The organism is Veillonella sp. R32, from assembly GCF_010093125.1.
Taxonomy (GTDB): domain Bacteria; phylum Bacillota; class Negativicutes; order Veillonellales; family Veillonellaceae; genus Veillonella_A.
Genome location: NZ_NMZQ01000021.1, coordinates 19877 through 37690 on the forward strand (window position 1 = coordinate 19877; position 17814 = coordinate 37690).

Here is a 17814-nt window from a genome sequence, read left to right on the forward strand (position 1 = left end):
GTGTCTGGCTATAGACCGTCCTTTCATTTGTGGTGCATGGATTGGCTCGTATACTGACAAGTTAATAATGAACGAGTTCCCTTGATAGGGTTATCGGGACAAGACAGAATGAGGACTGGCTTGACGGTAACGCCATTATAAGGGAATTTTGTTTATATGCTGACAATACGTTTGATAAGTCGTTATTTGTAGGCTCTAAGGGCTAGCGATTTATGTAGGTACATATAGGTTAATCATATGTTAAGTAAGATTTAGGAGGAGTATTTGACTCATGTTGAAAGAATTATTCAATAAAGTAACAGGTCAAAGCAGTGATACGTCTGCTAATGGACCTAAACATACAGCTACGGTAGTAGCTACTAATGAAGTAGGGAATAACGAGGCACCAAGCGAAGGGACCCCACGTCGCAACACACGCCGTACGACAAATCGTAATGAAGGGGGCCGTAATGAAGTGACTCGTGGTGAAACGAAACGAACCACTACTCGTCGTAGCACTACTAATGGAGAAGGGACTAAAACGAGCGCCCCTCGCCGTAAAACTACGAATGCAGCCGCTACTAATGAAGGGGCGCCTAAAGCACAGCGCACCACTAATCGCAATAATAACAGCGGTAAGAGTAATAACCGCTACAACGCACGCAACAATGGTAATGAAGGGTCTAAAACAGCGACTCGTCATGCTAATGGGGAAACAACGAAAGCGAATAATCATCATACAGCCAATAAAAAAGATAAGCTCATGATTATTCCTTTAGGTGGTCTTGGTGAAATCGGTAAAAATATGACGGTATTCCAATATGGCGATGATATTATCGTGTTGGATGCTGGTTTGGCGTTCCCAGAAAATGATATGCCTGGCGTAGATATTGTCATTCCTGACATGAGCTATTTGATTGAAAATAAAGATAAAGTACGAGCTGTTGTAATCACTCACGGTCATGAAGACCATATTGGTTCTTTGGCCTACTTACTTAAAGAAATCAATGTGCCTGTGTATGCCACTAATTTAGTATGTGGTCTAATTGAAGGTAAATTGAAAGAAAATAAAGTAGGCGGTGTGAAACTTAATGTAGTCAAAGCGGGCGATGAAATCCGTATTGGCACTTTTAAAGTTGGTTTTATTCAGACCAATCACTCCATTCCAGATGCCTGTGCGGTCTATTTTGAAACGCCAGTGGGCACCGTAGTTCATACAGGTGACTTCAAGGTGGATCAGACCCCAGTAGACGGCAAATTAATGGATGTACATAAATTTGCTGAACTTGGTAATAAAGGTGTATTAGCATTAATGTCTGATTCTACGAATGTGGAAAAACCAGGCTTTACACCATCTGAAAGTACTGTAGGCCCTGCTTTATTGAGGGCTGTAGGGGAAGCGCGAGGTCGTGTTGTCCTAGCTACCTTCGCTTCTAATGTATCTCGTTTACAACAAGCGGTAGATGCAGCCGTTGCGTTTAAGCGTAAAGTCATCGTTCTTGGTCGTAGTATGGTTAATGTTTCAGAAATCGCGCAAGAACGAGGCTATTTAAATGTGCCAGAAGGTACTATGATTGATGTGGATGAAATGAATCGGTATCGTGATGATGAAATCATGATTTTAACGACAGGTAGTCAAGGGGAACCTATGGCTGGCTTATCTCGTATGGCTACTAATAATCATCGTACAATCGAAATTACACCAAATGATACGATTATTATTTCCGCAACGCCAATTCCTGGTAATGAAGCGGCCGTAGGTCGTACAATTGATAATTTATTGCGCCTAGGGGCCGATGTTATCTATGGTCGTGACCGTGGTATTCACGTATCTGGTCATGGTAGCCAAGAAGACTTAAAAACCATGCTCAACTTGGTACGTCCTAAGTTCTTTATTCCTGTTCATGGTGAATACCGCATGCTCAAGAAACATGGCGAATTAGCTGTGTCCATGGGGATTGTAAAACCAAATCACGTATTAGTGGGCGATAATGGACAAATCTTTGAATTTACGAGCCGTACCGCACGTAAAGGTGGCCATGTAACGGCAGGTAAAGTCTTTGTGGATGGCCTTGGTGTTGGTGACGTAGGCAATATCGTTATTCGCGATCGTCAGCAATTAGCACAAGAAGGTATGGTAATTGTTGTTATGGCTATGGATCGTGGAAGCGGCCAAATTGTGGCAGGGCCAGATATTGTATCCCGTGGCTTTGTGTATGTTCGTGATGCGGAAGACCTTATGAATGAAGCACAAAAACGCATTGAACAAGTGATTGAAAAATGCGAAGCCAGTCAAATGAAGGACTGGGCTACCATTAAGCAACAAGTGCGCGATACGTTAGGCAAGTTCTTATATGAAAAAACGCGTCGTCGTCCAATGATTTTACCAATTATTCAAGACGTGTAAGTCACTAGGTCCTTAAAAAGTACTACTAAGCTAGGCCCTATAAGGAATAATGCGTAATTGCTACGGTTGATTTAGTGGTTAATGATATTCAAAAGCAATACAAAATGATATAATAGTCGTGTGGCTTTGGTCACACGACTATTTTCTTAGGAGTTACATATACATGAAATATTCAGATACACGGGCCGTTGTGGAAACAGGATTTTTGACGGCTCTTATTATGGTATTTACCTTTATTGGCTTAACCGTTCCAGCTATGGGCATTTTTGCTTCTATATTAATGCCGGCTGTATTGGTTGTTCTTGGGGCTCGACATGGGATTCGTTGGAGTATATTGGCTACGATTACCTCTGGCTTAGTTATGAGCGTTGTGATTACCCCCTTCATGGCCTTTATGCAGGTACTTACATCCGGTATACCGGGCCTTGTCTTAGCCTATGGTTATGAACGGCGTTGGTCTACGGCGCGTTTATTAACCTTGCCAGCGTTTACTATGATGGCTATGATTGCTGTCCAGCTTGGTATGGCTCAATACGTTATGCATGTGGACTTAGGGCAGATGTGGCAACAATTTCAACAAGAAACGATGCAGAGCATGGAAGTAGCTTATCGTGAACAAGGCTTATTAGAAGAACAAATCCAGCCTATGGTAGCGAATATGGCGAATTTGTTCAAACAAATGGCGTATGTTGCTATTGCCGCTTTATTTATGTCATCGGTTATTATTAGTTATGCCATTTGTAAAGTGGCGAATGTCATTGTTCGCCGTACAGGTGGTAAAGGTGTTACCCTACCTCCTATGGAACAGTGGCAAGTTCCACAATGGGCTGTTTATATCTTTGCGTTAGGTATTTTGTTGACCTATTGGGGGGAACAATACCAATCAGAATTAATTAATGTAATTGCTTATAATTTATATGCCTTGGGCACGTATATGTTGGTGCTACAAGGAGTGGGTTGTTTGTGGTCTATTTTTAAAAGTTATGGCCTATCCACGGGTTTTCGTTTAGTTCTAATATTTTTAACGTTAATAATGAATTTTGCCACGCTTTGGATTGGCATGTTAGATTTAATTTTTAACCTTCGTCGACGGTTAGCTAAAAAGTCGGCTGACGAAGAATAATGGGACAGGGAGCGAGATTATGAAAGGGAATCAAGGCTTTTTTGGGGCCTTTGAAAAGACAGCCATTGTCGTTATAGTAGCGTTGCTGTTAGTAATAGCTTGGCTCAATTGGCAACTGGCGCTCTTTGGTTTGTTGTTTGTTATTGTAGCGTATTTATATAGTAGTCGAGCGGTGTGTAAACAGCGTCGCCAGCTATATGAACAATTTGATACGATTGCGAAAGGGATTACGCAAGCCTCCAATTTTGCTTTACAAAATTTGCCAACCGCTATGGTTATTATTGACAGTAAAGCCAGGGTTTGCTGGTGCAACAGTGTGTTCCGTGATTGGATGCCTCAAGATCCTGATAAAACGCAACGTTTGAATGGCTTTATTCCTAGTTTGCGCCTTGATAAAATTTGGGGTAAGTCAGGCTATTTCAATGAGAAAATCGAAAATAAATATTATCGTGTTATTTATAAATTCATCGATGGCACGGATCGCAAAGACCCAGAGGCTAGTGAAGTGGAATCCTATATGGCGTTTTACTTTGATGATGTAACCGAGTCAGAACAATTGCGCCATGAAGCGGAAGCTATGGCACCTGCTTTTGGCTTCCTCATGATGGATAATATTGAAGATGTAACTAAAGGGCTAAGTGACGTAGAATATACTAATTTATGGGCGGAAATTAATAATGCCATTGTAGAAGAGATTGACCGCTATGATGGATTTGTCCGCAATTATGCCGAAGATTCTTACATTTTCTGTATTTCTAAAAAAGCGTTAATGGATATGATTGAGCAAAATTTCCCATTGTTGGCGAAAGTTCATAATATTCCAACTAGTCGTCGTATCCCTGCTACAATTAGTATTGGTATTGCTGCGGGCGAAGAAAATATTAAGGAACAATCTGAACGAGCTCGTTCTGGTCTAGAATTAGCACTAGGGCGTGGCGGTGATCAGGCGACGGTATACATTGGCGAAGAATTGAAGTTTTACGGCGGTAAAACGCAGGGGGCTGAAAAGAATACTCGTGTTCGTGCTCGCGTGGTAGCACAAGCGATTAAAGAGCTTATGGATGATGCGGATAATGTTATCGTCATGGGGCATGAGCGGGAGGATTATGATAGTATTGGTGGCGCCATTGGGGTCGCTGCTATGGCTCGTGGAGCTGGTAAGTCTGTTCATATTGCAGTAAGTGACCAGACGGTGGCCATTAAGAAGTTATCCGATTTATTCCCTACCGAACCAGGCTTTGAAAGCTTATTGATTACGCCACAGGCGGCGGAAGATTTTGTAACGGACACGACTTTAGTATTTGTAGTGGATGTTCACCGCCCTGATATGGTAGCAGCACCTAAAGCTTTGCAAAAATCAAAACGACGGGTGGTTATTGATCATCATCGTCGGGCTTCTGATTTTATTGAAAAACCATTATTAACATATTTAGAACCAGCCTCTTCCTCTACGAGTGAATTGGTAACAGAATTGATCCAATACTTTGTAGACCCTATTTCCTTAAATGTGGTTGAAGCCAGTGCGCTCTATGCAGGGATTGTGGTGGATACGAAGAACTTCGTGGTTCAAACAGGCTCGCGTACCTTTGATGCGGCGTCCTTCTTACGCCGTTCGGGGGCCGATTTATCCATCGTGCGTCATCTGTTTATGGAAAGCTTTGATGGTGTTCAATTACGGGCGAAGATGTTGGCTGAAGCGGAACGCTTTGATGGTTTGGCGATTACGACTTGCCCTGACGGGGTGCAGAATGCTTCGATTTTATCAGCTCAAACAGCGGATACGTTAATCACCATTGAAGGTATTGAAGCTAGCTTTGTACTGTATACAATGGCCGATGGCGGTATTGGTGTTAGTGCTCGCTCACAGGGGGCTATTAATGTTCAGCTTATTATGGAGGCCTTAGGTGGCGGTGGTCATCGTACTGTTGCTGGCGGCCAATTATATGATATGACCATGGAAGAAGCGATTGAAGCTGTTAAAAAAGCAGCGAAAGAGCGGACCACTTCCATGAAGAAGGAGGAAGAAACAGAATGAAAGTAATTTTGTTAGAAGATGTAAAAAAAGTAGGTAAAAAAGGTGAAATTATCGAAGTAAGTGAAGGCTATGGCCGTAATGTACTCATTAAAAAAGGCCAAGCCCTAGAAGGTACACCGGCTAATTTAAATAATGCTAAACAACAACAAGCTTCGGCTGCTCACAAAAAACAAGTGAATGCTGATGAAGCTAAGATTTTAGCGAGTCAATTGGCTAAGGTTGAAGTGACTATTCCTGTAAAAATGGGGGATGCTGGTCGCGTGTTTGGCTCGGTTACCGGTAAAGATATTTCCGATGCTTTAGCTAAACAGTTTGAGGTAGCGGTAGATAAAAAGAAAATCGAATTGAAAGAACCATTAAAAACGTTAGGTGTACATGATGTGTTAATTCGCGTACATCCTGAAATTACCACAACGATTAAAGTTGAATTAGTAGAAGGTTAATTATGGCGGAACCACGGATTCCTCCCCATAGTATAGATGCTGAACGAGCCGTACTGGGAGCGTTGCTAACGGGGGAGAATGTATACGACACAATCAGTAGCATTGTAACTCGTAGCGATTTTTACCGTGATGCTCATCGGATTATATTTGAAGCCATTGAGAATATACAACATTCGCATCAACGGCCTGATATGGTCTTACTCGTAGAGGAGCTGAAACGACTTAATAAGCTTGATGAAGTGGGCGGTATTAATTACATTACGGATATTACCAATGCCTCCTCTGCAACATATAATGTGGAGGAACATGCTCGTATTGTGGCCGGTAAGGCACAATTACGGCGCTTAATCGATGCGGGCAATAAAATTGTAGGGGAAAGCTATGCATCTGATAAATCTGTACCGGAAATTCTTAATGATGCGGAAGTAGGCATTTTAGGAGTAACGGGACAGTTGAAAGCAGAAACTTCTTTTGTTAATTTAGGCGATGTGTTGCCTACAATAATTACCCGCTTAGGCGAACTACAGAATCATGGCGATACTTTGACTGGTATTTCCACAGGCTTTAGAGATTTAGATAGAGTGACCAATGGATTACAACGGTCTGACTTAATTTTAGTAGCGGCCCGGCCATCCATGGGGAAAACAGCCTTTACCTTGAACTTAGCCTATAATGTGGCGGTGAAAGGGAAGGGGTCAGTGGCCTTTTTCTCTCTTGAAATGTCAGCAGAGCAGTTAGTAGGACGTATTTTATCCTCGGCGACGGAAATTCATTCTGACAAATTACGGACTGGTCAGCTTCAACCAGAGGACTGGAATAAAGTGGCCAGTCAGATGGGAACCCTCCTGTCCTCTCAGTTATACATTGATGATACCCCAGGTCTTACGGTACAGATGATGCGTTCAAAATTGCGTCGTTTGAAAGTAGAAAAGGGGTTGGATCTAATTATTGTGGACTATGTACAGCTTATGACAGGCCGTAATGGTGGCAATAGTGATAATCGTCAGCAGGAGATTTCAGAAATTTCGCGAAATCTTAAATTAATAGCCCGTGAAATGAATGTTCCGTTGATTGCCTTGTCGCAGTTAAGTCGTGGCGTTGAATCGCGTACTGATAAACGCCCTGTATTGAGCGACTTGCGTGAATCAGGCTCTTTGGAACAGGATGCGGATATTGTAATCTTTTTATATCGTGACAAGTATTATAGTAAAGATGATACACAAGAAGATATTACTGAAGTTATTATTCGTAAACATCGTAATGGTGCGCTAGGGACTATTAATCTCTTGTTCCAAGGAGAATTGACACGGTTCCGAGATACGACACTACGCACCGAAGATGACGGTATGTAGGGAGGTACATTATGAAACGTTGGCGTCAAACATTAGGAGCAACAACCTTAGGTGTATTACTCGCTGGTGGTGTAGGATTTTCAGGACCGACCGTAGAGGCGAGCTTATTCGATGTTTTACTCGGTGGCGCCGTGGGCATGATGGAAGTAAACACGGGGATTTCTAACTTAGATGACACTGAGCAAGGACAACAATACATGCTGGAACAGCGCAAGAGCCAAATGGGCTATTACAATAATTATGCCTACCAAGATAGAGCTAAGCGAATTTTTGATGCGTTGACGAGCACGCCTGATGTGAAGCGGACGTATGTTGTTTTTGTAAATCCACAAACCGATGCGAATGCTAGTATGGGGATAGGCCGTGTTATGACGATTAACAAAGGTCTTATGGATATGTTAGATGATGATGCCTTAGCTTCGGTAGTGGGGCATGAAATAGGTCATGGTGAAAATAAAGACCTCGTTCGTGGCCTTCGTAAAAGTGTGGCTTTACAGACGGCCGTAGGGGCTGCGACTAATAATGCAGGCAGTCTTAGCGTCTTGTTGGGGAATGCAGCGGGTAATTACTTGAATGAACAAGTATTTAGTATGAGCCAAGAGAAGAAAGCTGATGAATGGGGCTTTAAATTACTTGCTGATAGTCACTTTAATGTAGGGGCAGCGGCTGTGTCCATGGCGGTAATTCGTGATAAATATGGCGAGTTATATACCGATGGTTTAGGTCAAATTATTAATCCTAATGATCACCCTAAGATGAGTCAACGTATTTTAGATCATTTGAAACGACTTCATACCTTCTCTAACAAACATGTGGAAGTTAAGGACGATGTTGTCTATGTGAATAATCAACCAGTGTATACGGGCGAAGCAGCTGGTAATTATACGGGTGCTATGCGAGCGTACTTAGTAGCAGGCAAATTAGCGCGATATTATCATGACAACCAAGTGGGGGAACCTGTAGTACAAGGAAATCAAGTGTGGATGAATGGAAGTTCCTTAGTGATTTTGAGCAGTCCAGATAAAGCACAAACTATGGGGCAAGCCTTAAGTCAGGCTATTGCTAAAGGGGATAGTAAAGCCGATAAAAAAGCGAAAGCTAAGAAATAGTATGACTTTAGTTGAACCGGACAGGTTAATTTATTTGAAAATTGAATAAAAAGTAAACACCTTTGTTAATTATGACGGAGGTGTTTTTCTCTAAATGACATATATTTTTTCAAAAAATACCTCGTATTATTCAAAAAAATATATGTCTTTTTAGAAGAATCAGTCTAAAAATGACATAATTTTTTAAAAATTGAATGGTAACTATTAGTTAAATGCATTCATGGAAAAAACAAGTGATAACTAGTGGTTATGGCATCTCATACCGTCAATTATTCGTCAAAAATGGTTCCGCTATGCAGATTTAGTAATGGTTTTTGGACGTTTTTCGGGCTTTGGAGTATTTAATAATCAAAGTCCCTGTGCTATAATGAACTTGTCTTCAAAAGGAAATAAGCAATTTGAGAAGGGGACCAAAAAACGTCAGAAATTAGGATTAGGAATTCTTAAAGAGCTTGTTCCAGGTATATGTTTTCGGAAAAGAGGATTAGACAAATGGGAAACGTAGTAAAATTTAAGTATGAACAACTTGACCAACTTTTATTAGATGCTTTCGTAAAATTTGGTTTCTCTGAAAAAGATGCTAAAATCATTCGTGATGTATTATTAATGTCCGATATGTATGGTATTCAGAGTCATGGTATGCAACGTCTTGTTCGTTACCACAAAGGTATCGAAAAAGGTACAATCAAAGTTGACGCACAGCCAGAAGTTGTTTTCGAAACTCCAGTATCTGCTGTAATCGATGGTCATGATGGCATGGGTCAATTGAATGGTCACTATGCAATGGAATTGGCTATTAAAAAAGCTAAAGAATCTGGTGTAGGTATCGTTTCTGTACGTAACTCCAACCACTATGGTATTGCTGGTTACTATGCTAACATGGCTGTAGAAGAAGGCTTAATCGGTTTCTCCTGCACAAACTCTGAAGCTATCATGGTTCCTACATATGCTCGTAAAGCAATGTTAGGTTCTAACCCTCAAGCTTGGGCAGCTCCTGCTGAACCTTACAACTTCTTCTTCGATGCTTCTACTACAGTAGTAACTCGTGGTAAATTGGAAATGTACAACAAATTAGGTAAACAATTACCTGATGGTTGGGCATTAAATAAAGATGGTAACCCTTCCACTGATGCAGCTGATGTATTGAAAAACATTTCTGCTCACGTAGGCGGCGGTATTATGCCACTTGGTGGTAACACTGAACAATTAGGTTCCCACAAAGGGTATGGTAATGGTATGGTTGTAGAATTATTCGCAGCTATCCTTTCCATGGGTGGTACTTCTAACCACTGCATGAAAGATGGTAAATCCAACATTTGCCACGGTTTCATGGCTATTAACCCAGCATTCTTTGGTGATGCTGATGCTATCAAAAAACATTTCTCCACTTTCTTAACTGAACTTCGTGAAGCTCCTAAAGCTGAAGGCGAACCTCGCATTTACACTCATGGCGAAAAAGAAGTGGAAGCAGTAAAAGACCGCGAAGAAAATGGTATCCCTGTAATTGATAAAACAATGACAGAAGTTTACGAACTTTGCCAATACTTAGGTCTTGACTTCTCCAAATACTTTGGTGATTACAAACCACCAGTAGCTGGCGATATGTTCACTGGTAACTATTAATATTAGTACATTTTATTAATAATGCACCTAGCACATATGTCGCAATGACTACTCATTGCGCAGTTTAATAGGAATGGCATAGCCTGTTAAGCAGAATGAATAACAGCCCACACTCTTTAGAGTGTGGGCTGTTTTGTGTATTATAAGGGTAACGGGATAGAAGAAATCATGGTACAATAAAGAAAAGGTTAGATACATAGTTTATAGCCCTTTGAGATGAAGGAGACAGGTATATGACAAAACGGGAAATTAATGCAGTATGTCCGTACGATTGTCCGGATGCTTGTGGTTTAGTATTGACGACAGAAAATAATAAAGTGGTAAAAGTAGTGGGGCATCCTAATCATGCCTTTACGCGGGGCATGCTTTGTCCAAAAATGGCTCATTATGAAGACACGATTCACTCGCCAGAGAGACTATTGACGCCTTTAAAACGGACAGGTCCTAAAGGAACAGGGCAATTTACGCCTATTAGTTGGGATGAGGCGGTTACGACGATTGCTGAACGCTTTAAAGCCAGTCTTACGCAGTATGGTGGGCAAAGTATTATGCCTTACTCCTATGCGGGTACGATGGGGTTAATTCATAAAGCGGCAGGCTTTCCTTTGTTTGCTCGTTTAGGCGCTGTGCGACATAATCGGGGGATTTGTTCGCCGGCTAAAACGTATGGCTGGAAAATGATTATGGGCGATACCTTTGGCACACGGCCACAAGAACTAAGCCATAGTGATTGTGTCATTTTATGGAGTTTAAATGCCTTGGCTACTGATATTCATATTATGCATGACGTAAAAGCCGCTAAAGCACGGGGCGCTAAAGTATGGGTTATTGATATTTATCCGTCTATTACGACTAAGCAAGCAGATGAATATATTTTGACAAAACCGGGCACGGATGGAGCGTTAGCACTTGGTATACTTCATATTTTAGAACGTGACAATTTGGTTAAGCGTGATTTTATTGCGAAACATGTGATTGGCTATGACCGCTTAGTATCAGATACGTTAGGCAATTTTACGCCCTCTAAGGTATCGGCTATTACTGGGGTGCCTGTAGCGCAAATTGAAGCGTTAGCTAGAGCATATGGCGAAGCGAAAGCGCCATTTATTCGTCTTGGTAGTGGTTTATCGCGCTATGGTAATGGGGCGATGACAGTCCGTACCATTGCTTGTTTGCCTGCCGTAGTTGGGGCCTATGAAACACTAGGTGGTGGTATGCTTAGTGACGCGAAAGGTAGTTTTTATATCAATGATGGTGTTATGTCCTGGGATGTCCATGCAGGCAAAGTAGTACCTACAGTGCCAATGGTTAAACTAGGGGATATATTGAACAAACAAGAAGATCCTATTCGTTGTCTTTATATTTATTCTTCCAATCCAGCGATTACGGCGCCGGATCAAAATCAAGTGCGCCGTGGTTTATTGCGCGAAGATTTATTTACAGTCGTACATGAACGATTTTTAACGGATACGGCTAAGTATGCAGATATTGTGTTGCCCGCCACATCTTCTGTAGAGGCGGATGATATTTATAATTCCTATGGTCACTACACGAGTGCCATTGGGTATAAAGCGATTGACCCTATTGGTGAGAGCAAATCGAATTGGGATACCATTTGTCTAATCGCTAAAGCTATGGGAATTACGGATCCGTTCTTTGATAAGACGGCATTAGATTTAATTCATGATACCTTAGCGGCAGCGACTCAGGTGAGTGAAGCTGATAAAGCTAAATTGCTGGCTGGTGAGCCTGTAGAAATGGCTGTGCCAGCTGATTATAAGATGAATTTTAAAACGGAATCAGGGAAGATTGAAATATATAATCCTAAAGAAACGCCAGCCTTACCGACCTATGTAGCGCCGCATGGTGAAACGGTAGCTAAGGGTGAGTATCATCTAATCAATGCGCCAGATATTCGTATTTTAGATTCTTCTTTCTGTGAACGGGTGTTTGACCAAAGCAAACCGCTTATGGGCGCTTGGCTTAATCCGAGTGATGGAGCCCAGTTAGGTGTGCAGGAAGGTGATCGCGTTGAGCTATCTAATGAGCAAGGAACTTTGCAATTGCCCGTCTTCTTTGATGTAGGGATACGCCCTAAAACGGTAGTATCTTATGGGGTTTGGTGGCAACGGTATTCCTCCGATGCGCAACATGGTATTAATGCATTAACCTCATCGAGGCTTACCGATTTTGCTGAAGGTAGCACTTTTTATGATGTAAAAGTAGACATTCGACCATTATCTTGAATTTTAACATAAATGCATAAAATTTTTTGATAAATAGAAGGGCTTTGCTAGGCTCTGGCTTAAGTCCTTTTGCTTGCAGAAAAGCTAGTGAAAATGCGCATTTTGCTCTTATAGTGAAATGCGTTTTTTCGATATGGTTTTGTATTTTTGAAGTTAGCTATGCAAAAATGTAATAAATAAAATTAATGAATATTTCAAAATACATTTGTCCAATTCTTAAAAACGTTGTATAATCATAGGCAAACCTTAATTTAATAAGAGAGAGGATGGGGATTATGAATACGGAAAATGTTAAATTAAGTAATCGAGCCTATATAGCTATTGGCTTGATGTTGTTTGCTCTATTTTTTGGGGCTGGTAATCTAATTTTCCCTGCGTCCTTAGGACAACAAGCGGGTGAAAATGTTTGGTGGGCTGTTTTAGGCTTCATCGTCACTGGTGTAGGTTTGCCATTGCTTGGTGTTATGGCTATGGGCTACTCTGGTTCCAAGGACGTACAGGCATTAGCTAGTCGTGTACATCCAGTTTATGGTTTCATTTACACGGTATTATTATATTTGACAATTGGACCTGCGTTCGCAATTCCGCGTACAGGGACAGTATCTTACGAAATTGCAGTGAAACCATTCTTAGGTAGTGGTGCTACTGACACGTCCCAAACGATTTTCTTGGTAGTGTTTTTCTTAGTTACACTTTGGTTATCTATTAACCCCGCTAAATTAGTTGACCGCATTGGTAAAGTGCTAACACCATTATTGTTACTTAGTATTTGTGCGTTGATTATTAAATCCTTAGTTACGCCAATGGGTGCGTATCAAGCACCAACAGATGCCTATGCTACAACAGGGATTGCTGTTGTTCAAGGTATCTTAGATGGGTATAATACGATGGATGCGTTGGCTTCCTTAGTATTTGCTATTCTTGTAATCGACTTTGTTAAATTATCTGGCGCTAAGACTAAAGAAGAAGTTACATCGGCTACGTTTAAAGCGGGCTTGATTGCTGTTGCTTGGTTGGGCTTTGTATATATCTTCGTTGCTAATCTTGGGGCTACTAGCGTTAGCCAACTCGGTATTTTAGATACGGGGGCGCCTGTATTAGCTGAAAGTGCTAAAGTATTATTTGGCAACATTGGGGCGTTAATTTTGGCCGTTATCGTATTGTTAGCGTGCTTAACAACAAGTATTGGTCTTGTAACATCTTGTGCTAAATATTTTTATCGCATTTATCCAGGTATTAACTACAAAGTATACGCTGTTATTTTTGCCGTTGTATCTTTCTTCATTGGTATGTATGGTTTGAAAACAATCATCGTAGCAGCGATTCCAGTATTGATGTTCTTGTATCCATTGACGATTGCTATCATTGCGTTAGCTTTCTTGGATAAAGCATTCAAAGGTCGCCAATGCGTATATGTTTGGACTATTGGTTTAACTTTGATTAGTGCTTTTGTTAGTGGTTGTGAAACAGCAGAAGTTAACCTTGGTGCTTTTGGCCAATGGTTTGCTACCTATGTACCTTTCCACGACGTTGGCATGGGCTGGGTAAGCTTTACAGTAGGTGGTTTAATCATTGGTTTCATTCACAAAGCTTTGATAGCGAAACCAGCGGTGAACCGTGAACAAGAAGAATCGGTAGCTTAATATATGGGATCATAATTAAATACATAGGTTCAATGAGTAGTCTCTTTCGAGACTACTCATTTTTGTTTGCCTATAAGGGGGCAAAATAGTGTATAATGGATAGGTAAAACAGTAGCTTAAGTAGTATAGGAGGATTTTTGTGAGTTGGTTGCGTAGGAAGCCTTTGGCTGATTTAACGGCCGTGGCGGAGGAGAAAAAATTATCAAAAGCACTGAGTGCCTTTGATGTTACTTTACTTGGTCTGGGTGTTATTATTGGAACGGGTATTTTTGTGTTAACCGGTATTGGCGCTGCTGATTATGCAGGGCCTGGACTGATGTTATCCTTTGTGTTAGCTGCCATTACCTGTGCTTTTGTGTGTTTAGCCTATAGTGAACTGGTTGCTATGTTGCCTGTTTCAGGGAGCGCTTATACGTATACATATGCGTCTTTAGGTGAATTTTTTGGCTGGTGGGTCGGCTGGGGCTTAGTCCTAGAATATTCTGTGGGAGCTAGTGCTGTAGCTGGTGGTTGGTCTGCCTATTTAGTAGGTATACTGCATGCAGCGGGTATTGATTTACCTCATGCACTGACGGCTGTGCCTCATGATGGGGGGATTGTCAATTTACCTGCTGTTTTGGTGGTGTTGTTCGCAACGGGTTTATTAGTATTGGGAATCCGTGAAAGTGCTAAGGTCAATCGCGTACTAGTGTTGATAAAGGTAGGGACCATTTTCTTATTTTTATTTTTAGCAGCGCCTCACGTAGATCCAGCTAATTGGGATCCCTTTTTACCCTATGGTTGGCAGGGGGTAACTGCCGGAACGGCGATTCTCTTCTTTGCTTATTTGGGGGTAGATTCGTTAGCAACGGCGGCGGAAGAAACGAAGAATCCGAAGGTAGATATGCCTATAGGGATTATAGCGTCTCTTGTTATTTGTACGATTTTATATATTGCTGTAAGTGTTGTTATGACAGGCGTAGTGCCCTATCCTCAATTAGATACGGCGGCGCCTGCCTCTTATGTGCTTGAATATGTAGGCATGCGGGCCGGTTCGGCGATTGTGGGGACGGGCGCACTTTGTGGTCTTTCCACCGTATTATTAGTCATGATTTATGCGCAAACACGGGCTTTTTACGCTATGAGTCGCGATGGTTTAATCCCTCATGGTCTATGTCGCATACATAAGAAATATCGCACCCCTCATATTATCACTATGATTGTAGGCGTAGTGGTGGCCCTTATTTCCGGTTTTACGCCGATTCATGTGGTGGCTGAAATGTGCTCAGCTGGTACATTATTTGCCTTTATGTGTTCTGCTTTAGGGATTATGGTGTTGCGTCGAGTATATCCTGATGTGAAACGAGATTTTCGTTGTCCTGCTGTATATGTCGTAGCACCACTGGCTATTTTATTCTGTGGGTTTGTGTTTTCCCAGTTATCGGCTCATACCATTGAACTATTTGTAGGGTGGAGTATTTTGGGCTTTTTAATTTATATGGGATATAGTCGTAAACACAGTGTACTTGGTAAATCTCATAGCGAAATGACCGATACAATGTCAATTGACTAATTAGAAAATGTGCACTACGAGTGAATATATGCTCGTAGTGCATTTTTATATTGTGTAATGAATATGGATAGTTGTCCTCAGAAATTTGAAAAAAGTAAAATTAGTACTTGCTATTTTTAAAAGAGAGTGCTAATATAATGTACATCGATACACACACAGTGGATGTATCAAGCGTTTATTTTAACTTTTCGTGCTAGTAAGCACATTTGTATACCGTGGAAAGGAGGACATGTCATGTTAGGTTTAGTCGTGGTCATTATTAGCTTGCTCATTATTATTGACATTATCGTCATTATTAGCCATGAACACAACTTAACAGACATCGTCTTAAAAGTTTCCACAAATCATGGTCCTGAGCTCACCTCACAACGAGGTTTCGCAAGCTAATAAGCGAGCCAGGCCATGTATATAGCTTTATATTTGTGAGAGACAATACGAATAGTTTATAGGGTACTTTTGAGACGATTCTTTGGAATCGTCTTTTTTTATTACACCGCCTAGTGGTGGTAAAGGAGAGAAGAACATGCGTAGTGATAATTTTTCAAAAGGCGTAGCTAGAGCGCCCCATCGATCTTTGTTAAAAGCGTTGGGCTTTGTAAATGAAGAAATTGGTAAACCCGTCATTGGTATTGCCAATTCCTTCAATGAAATCATTCCGGGTCATATGCACTTACGCAATTTAGTGCAAGCGGTGAAAGATGGCATTCGCGAAGCAGGCGGGATTCCAATGGAGTTCAATACTATCGGCATTTGCGATGGCACTGCCATGAATCACATTGGCATGAAATACTCCTTAGTGACACGGCAGATTGTAGCTGACTCCATTGAAGCCACCGCTATGGCTACCCCTTTTGATGGGCTTGTATTTATTCCTAATTGTGACAAAATCGTACCAGGTATGCTGATGGCAGCGGCACGACTCAATATTCCCTCCATTTTTGTTAGTGGCGGTGCTATGCTAGCTGGTAAACATAAGGGTAAGCGAGTCGGCTTAAGTGATGTGTTTGAAGCGGTTGGCAAAGTGGAAGCCGGTCTTATGAGTGAAGACGAGTTGGCTCAATTAGAAGATACGGCTTGTCCTACTTGTGGTTCTTGCTCTGGTATGTATACAGCGAACACTATGAATTGTTTGACTGAAGCGTTGGGCATGGCCTTACCAGGGAATGGTACGATTCCGGCGGTATATTCGGAACGACTTCGCTTAGCGAAACGAGCAGGGCTTCAGATTATGGAAGTGCTCAAAGCTGATTTACGACCACGGGACATTTTGACTAGGGAAGCTTTTGAAAATGCGGTAGCGGTCGATATGGTCTTAGGCGGATCTTCGAATACGGCCCTTCATTTGCCGGCCGTGGCGTATGAAGCGGAGGTGCCTTTGAGCTTAGCAGATTTTGATACGATTGCGCAAACGACACCGCAACTCGCTAAGTTATCACCGTCGGGGTCATACTTCATTGAAGATTTATATGCTGCCGGTGGTATTACAGCGGTGTTACACCGTTTGCAAGAAGCTAAGAAGCTTCACGAAGAGGCTAAAACAGTAGCTCTAGTCAGTCAAGGCGAGTTAGCTCAGGTGGCGAAGGTGCTGGATGAAGATGTAATTCATCCCTGGACTGATCCGGTGTATCCTACCGGTGGCATTGCGGTGTTAACTGGTAATTTAGCACCTGATGGCTCGGTGGTTAAAGCGGGGGCTGTTGATCCTGAAATGCTTGTCCATAGTGGGCCGGCTCGGGTTTTTAATAGCGAAGAAGAAGCCTGTGCAGCTATTACGGGGCATCAGATTAAGAAGGGCGATGTAGTGGTTATCCGTTATGCCGGTCCTAAAGGGGGGCCAGGGATGCCGGAAATGTTAACACCAACCTCTACGATTACAGGTATGGGCCTTGGTAAAGACGTAGCCCTCATCACGGATGGTCGTTTTTCAGGTGCTACACGAGGCGCTTCCATTGGTCACATTTCACCAGAAGCAGCGGCTGGGGGGTCGATTGCTTTACTTGAAGAAGGTGACATCATTGATATCGACATTCCTAATCGCAAGTTAGCCGTGCGGTTGAGTGAGGAAACGTTAAGCGCGCGCAAAGCTAAATTAGTGCCACACGATTCAGGGGCGAAAGGGTATTTGAAAAAATATGCCACCCATGTATCGTCCGCCGCTGAAGGGGCTGTAGAGAAATACTAAGGCTATAAGCTTCCTTGTGAAGGAGAGAGCACAGGAGGCTGGGCATTAGCTGAGGTGAAGGACTAGAAGCTAGCTAATGCGCGAGCCGATCATTGAGTAAACGAGGAAAAAGAGAGTAGT

Annotated in this window: 12 protein-coding genes; all 12 read left to right on the forward strand. The window is 42.0% G+C overall.

What is annotated here, in order from left to right:
• The first annotated feature begins 271 nt into the window (after nucleotides 1–271).
• The 12 genes from VER_RS04945 to ilvD all read left to right on the forward strand — a co-directional run bounded on the left by VER_RS04945 (nucleotide 272) and on the right by ilvD (nucleotide 17694).
• The gene (locus tag VER_RS04945; RefSeq protein ID WP_162099771.1) at nucleotides 272–2386 is read left to right on the forward strand and encodes a ribonuclease J; all 2115 of its coding nucleotides are present in this window, start codon (nucleotides 272–274) and stop codon (nucleotides 2384–2386) included.
• Nucleotides 2387–2549: 163 nt separating this feature from the next.
• On the forward strand, nucleotides 2550–3509 hold the full coding sequence (locus VER_RS04950; protein ID WP_162099772.1) for a YybS family protein: 960 nt from the start codon (nucleotides 2550–2552) through the stop codon (nucleotides 3507–3509).
• Between the two features lie 19 nt (nucleotides 3510–3528).
• Nucleotides 3529–5544: a DHH family phosphoesterase gene (locus VER_RS04955; RefSeq protein WP_162099773.1), complete on the forward strand. Its 2016-nt coding sequence runs from the start codon at nucleotides 3529–3531 to the stop codon at nucleotides 5542–5544.
• A complete protein-coding gene (rplI, locus tag VER_RS04960) occupies nucleotides 5541–5987 on the forward strand; it encodes a 50S ribosomal protein L9 (protein ID WP_162099774.1) in 447 nt (148 codons plus the stop codon). Before VER_RS04955 ends, rplI begins: the two co-directional genes overlap by 4 nt.
• 2 nt (nucleotides 5988–5989) lie before the next feature.
• Entirely contained in the window at nucleotides 5990–7339 is a 1350-nt protein-coding gene (gene dnaB, locus VER_RS04965; RefSeq protein WP_162099775.1) for a replicative DNA helicase, read from the forward strand.
• A gap of 11 nt (nucleotides 7340–7350) precedes the next feature.
• Nucleotides 7351–8448, forward strand: a complete 1098-nt coding sequence (locus VER_RS04970; RefSeq protein ID WP_162099776.1) for a M48 family metallopeptidase — start codon at nucleotides 7351–7353, stop codon at nucleotides 8446–8448.
• Nucleotides 8449–8931: 483 nt separating this feature from the next.
• Nucleotides 8932–10071: an Ldh family oxidoreductase gene (locus VER_RS04975; protein ID WP_370456469.1), complete on the forward strand. Its 1140-nt coding sequence runs from the start codon at nucleotides 8932–8934 to the stop codon at nucleotides 10069–10071.
• 233 nt (nucleotides 10072–10304) lie between these two features.
• Complete coding sequence (locus VER_RS04980; RefSeq protein ID WP_162099778.1) at nucleotides 10305–12317, forward strand: molybdopterin-dependent oxidoreductase; 2013 nt, start codon at nucleotides 10305–10307, stop codon at nucleotides 12315–12317.
• Nucleotides 12318–12592: 275 nt separating this feature from the next.
• Nucleotides 12593–13960 carry a branched-chain amino acid transport system II carrier protein gene (brnQ, locus tag VER_RS04985; protein WP_162099779.1) on the forward strand — a complete coding sequence of 456 codons (1368 nt, stop codon included), beginning with the start codon at nucleotides 12593–12595 and terminating at the stop codon, nucleotides 13958–13960.
• Between the two features lie 139 nt (nucleotides 13961–14099).
• On the forward strand, nucleotides 14100–15512 hold the full coding sequence (locus VER_RS04990; RefSeq protein ID WP_162099780.1) for an amino acid permease: 1413 nt from the start codon (nucleotides 14100–14102) through the stop codon (nucleotides 15510–15512).
• 234 nt (nucleotides 15513–15746) lie between these two features.
• Nucleotides 15747–15899: a hypothetical protein gene (locus tag VER_RS04995; protein ID WP_162099781.1), complete on the forward strand. Its 153-nt coding sequence runs from the start codon at nucleotides 15747–15749 to the stop codon at nucleotides 15897–15899.
• A 136-nt stretch (nucleotides 15900–16035) separates the two neighbouring features.
• Nucleotides 16036–17694 carry a dihydroxy-acid dehydratase gene (gene ilvD, locus VER_RS05000; protein ID WP_162099782.1) on the forward strand — a complete coding sequence of 553 codons (1659 nt, stop codon included), beginning with the start codon at nucleotides 16036–16038 and terminating at the stop codon, nucleotides 17692–17694.
• The last annotated feature ends 120 nt before the right edge of the window (nucleotides 17695–17814 follow it).

What these genes read in the sequence shown, in the direction of transcription:
- VER_RS04945 (WP_162099771.1), top strand. Translation starts at nt 272, where the DNA reads ATGTTGAAAGAATTATTCAATAAAGTAACAGGTCAAAGCAGTGATACG.
- VER_RS04950 (WP_162099772.1), top strand. Translation starts at nt 2,550, where the DNA reads ATGAAATATTCAGATACACGGGCCGTTGTGGAAACAGGATTTTTGACG.
- VER_RS04955 (WP_162099773.1), top strand. Translation starts at nt 3,529, where the DNA reads ATGAAAGGGAATCAAGGCTTTTTTGGGGCCTTTGAAAAGACAGCCATT.
- rplI (WP_162099774.1), top strand. Translation starts at nt 5,541, where the DNA reads ATGAAAGTAATTTTGTTAGAAGATGTAAAAAAAGTAGGTAAAAAAGGT.
- dnaB (WP_162099775.1), top strand. Translation starts at nt 5,990, where the DNA reads ATGGCGGAACCACGGATTCCTCCCCATAGTATAGATGCTGAACGAGCC.
- VER_RS04970 (WP_162099776.1), top strand. Translation starts at nt 7,351, where the DNA reads ATGAAACGTTGGCGTCAAACATTAGGAGCAACAACCTTAGGTGTATTA.
- VER_RS04980 (WP_162099778.1), top strand. Translation starts at nt 10,305, where the DNA reads ATGACAAAACGGGAAATTAATGCAGTATGTCCGTACGATTGTCCGGAT.
- brnQ (WP_162099779.1), top strand. Translation starts at nt 12,593, where the DNA reads ATGAATACGGAAAATGTTAAATTAAGTAATCGAGCCTATATAGCTATT.
- VER_RS04995 (WP_162099781.1), top strand. Translation starts at nt 15,747, where the DNA reads ATGTTAGGTTTAGTCGTGGTCATTATTAGCTTGCTCATTATTATTGAC.
- ilvD (WP_162099782.1), top strand. Translation starts at nt 16,036, where the DNA reads ATGCGTAGTGATAATTTTTCAAAAGGCGTAGCTAGAGCGCCCCATCGA.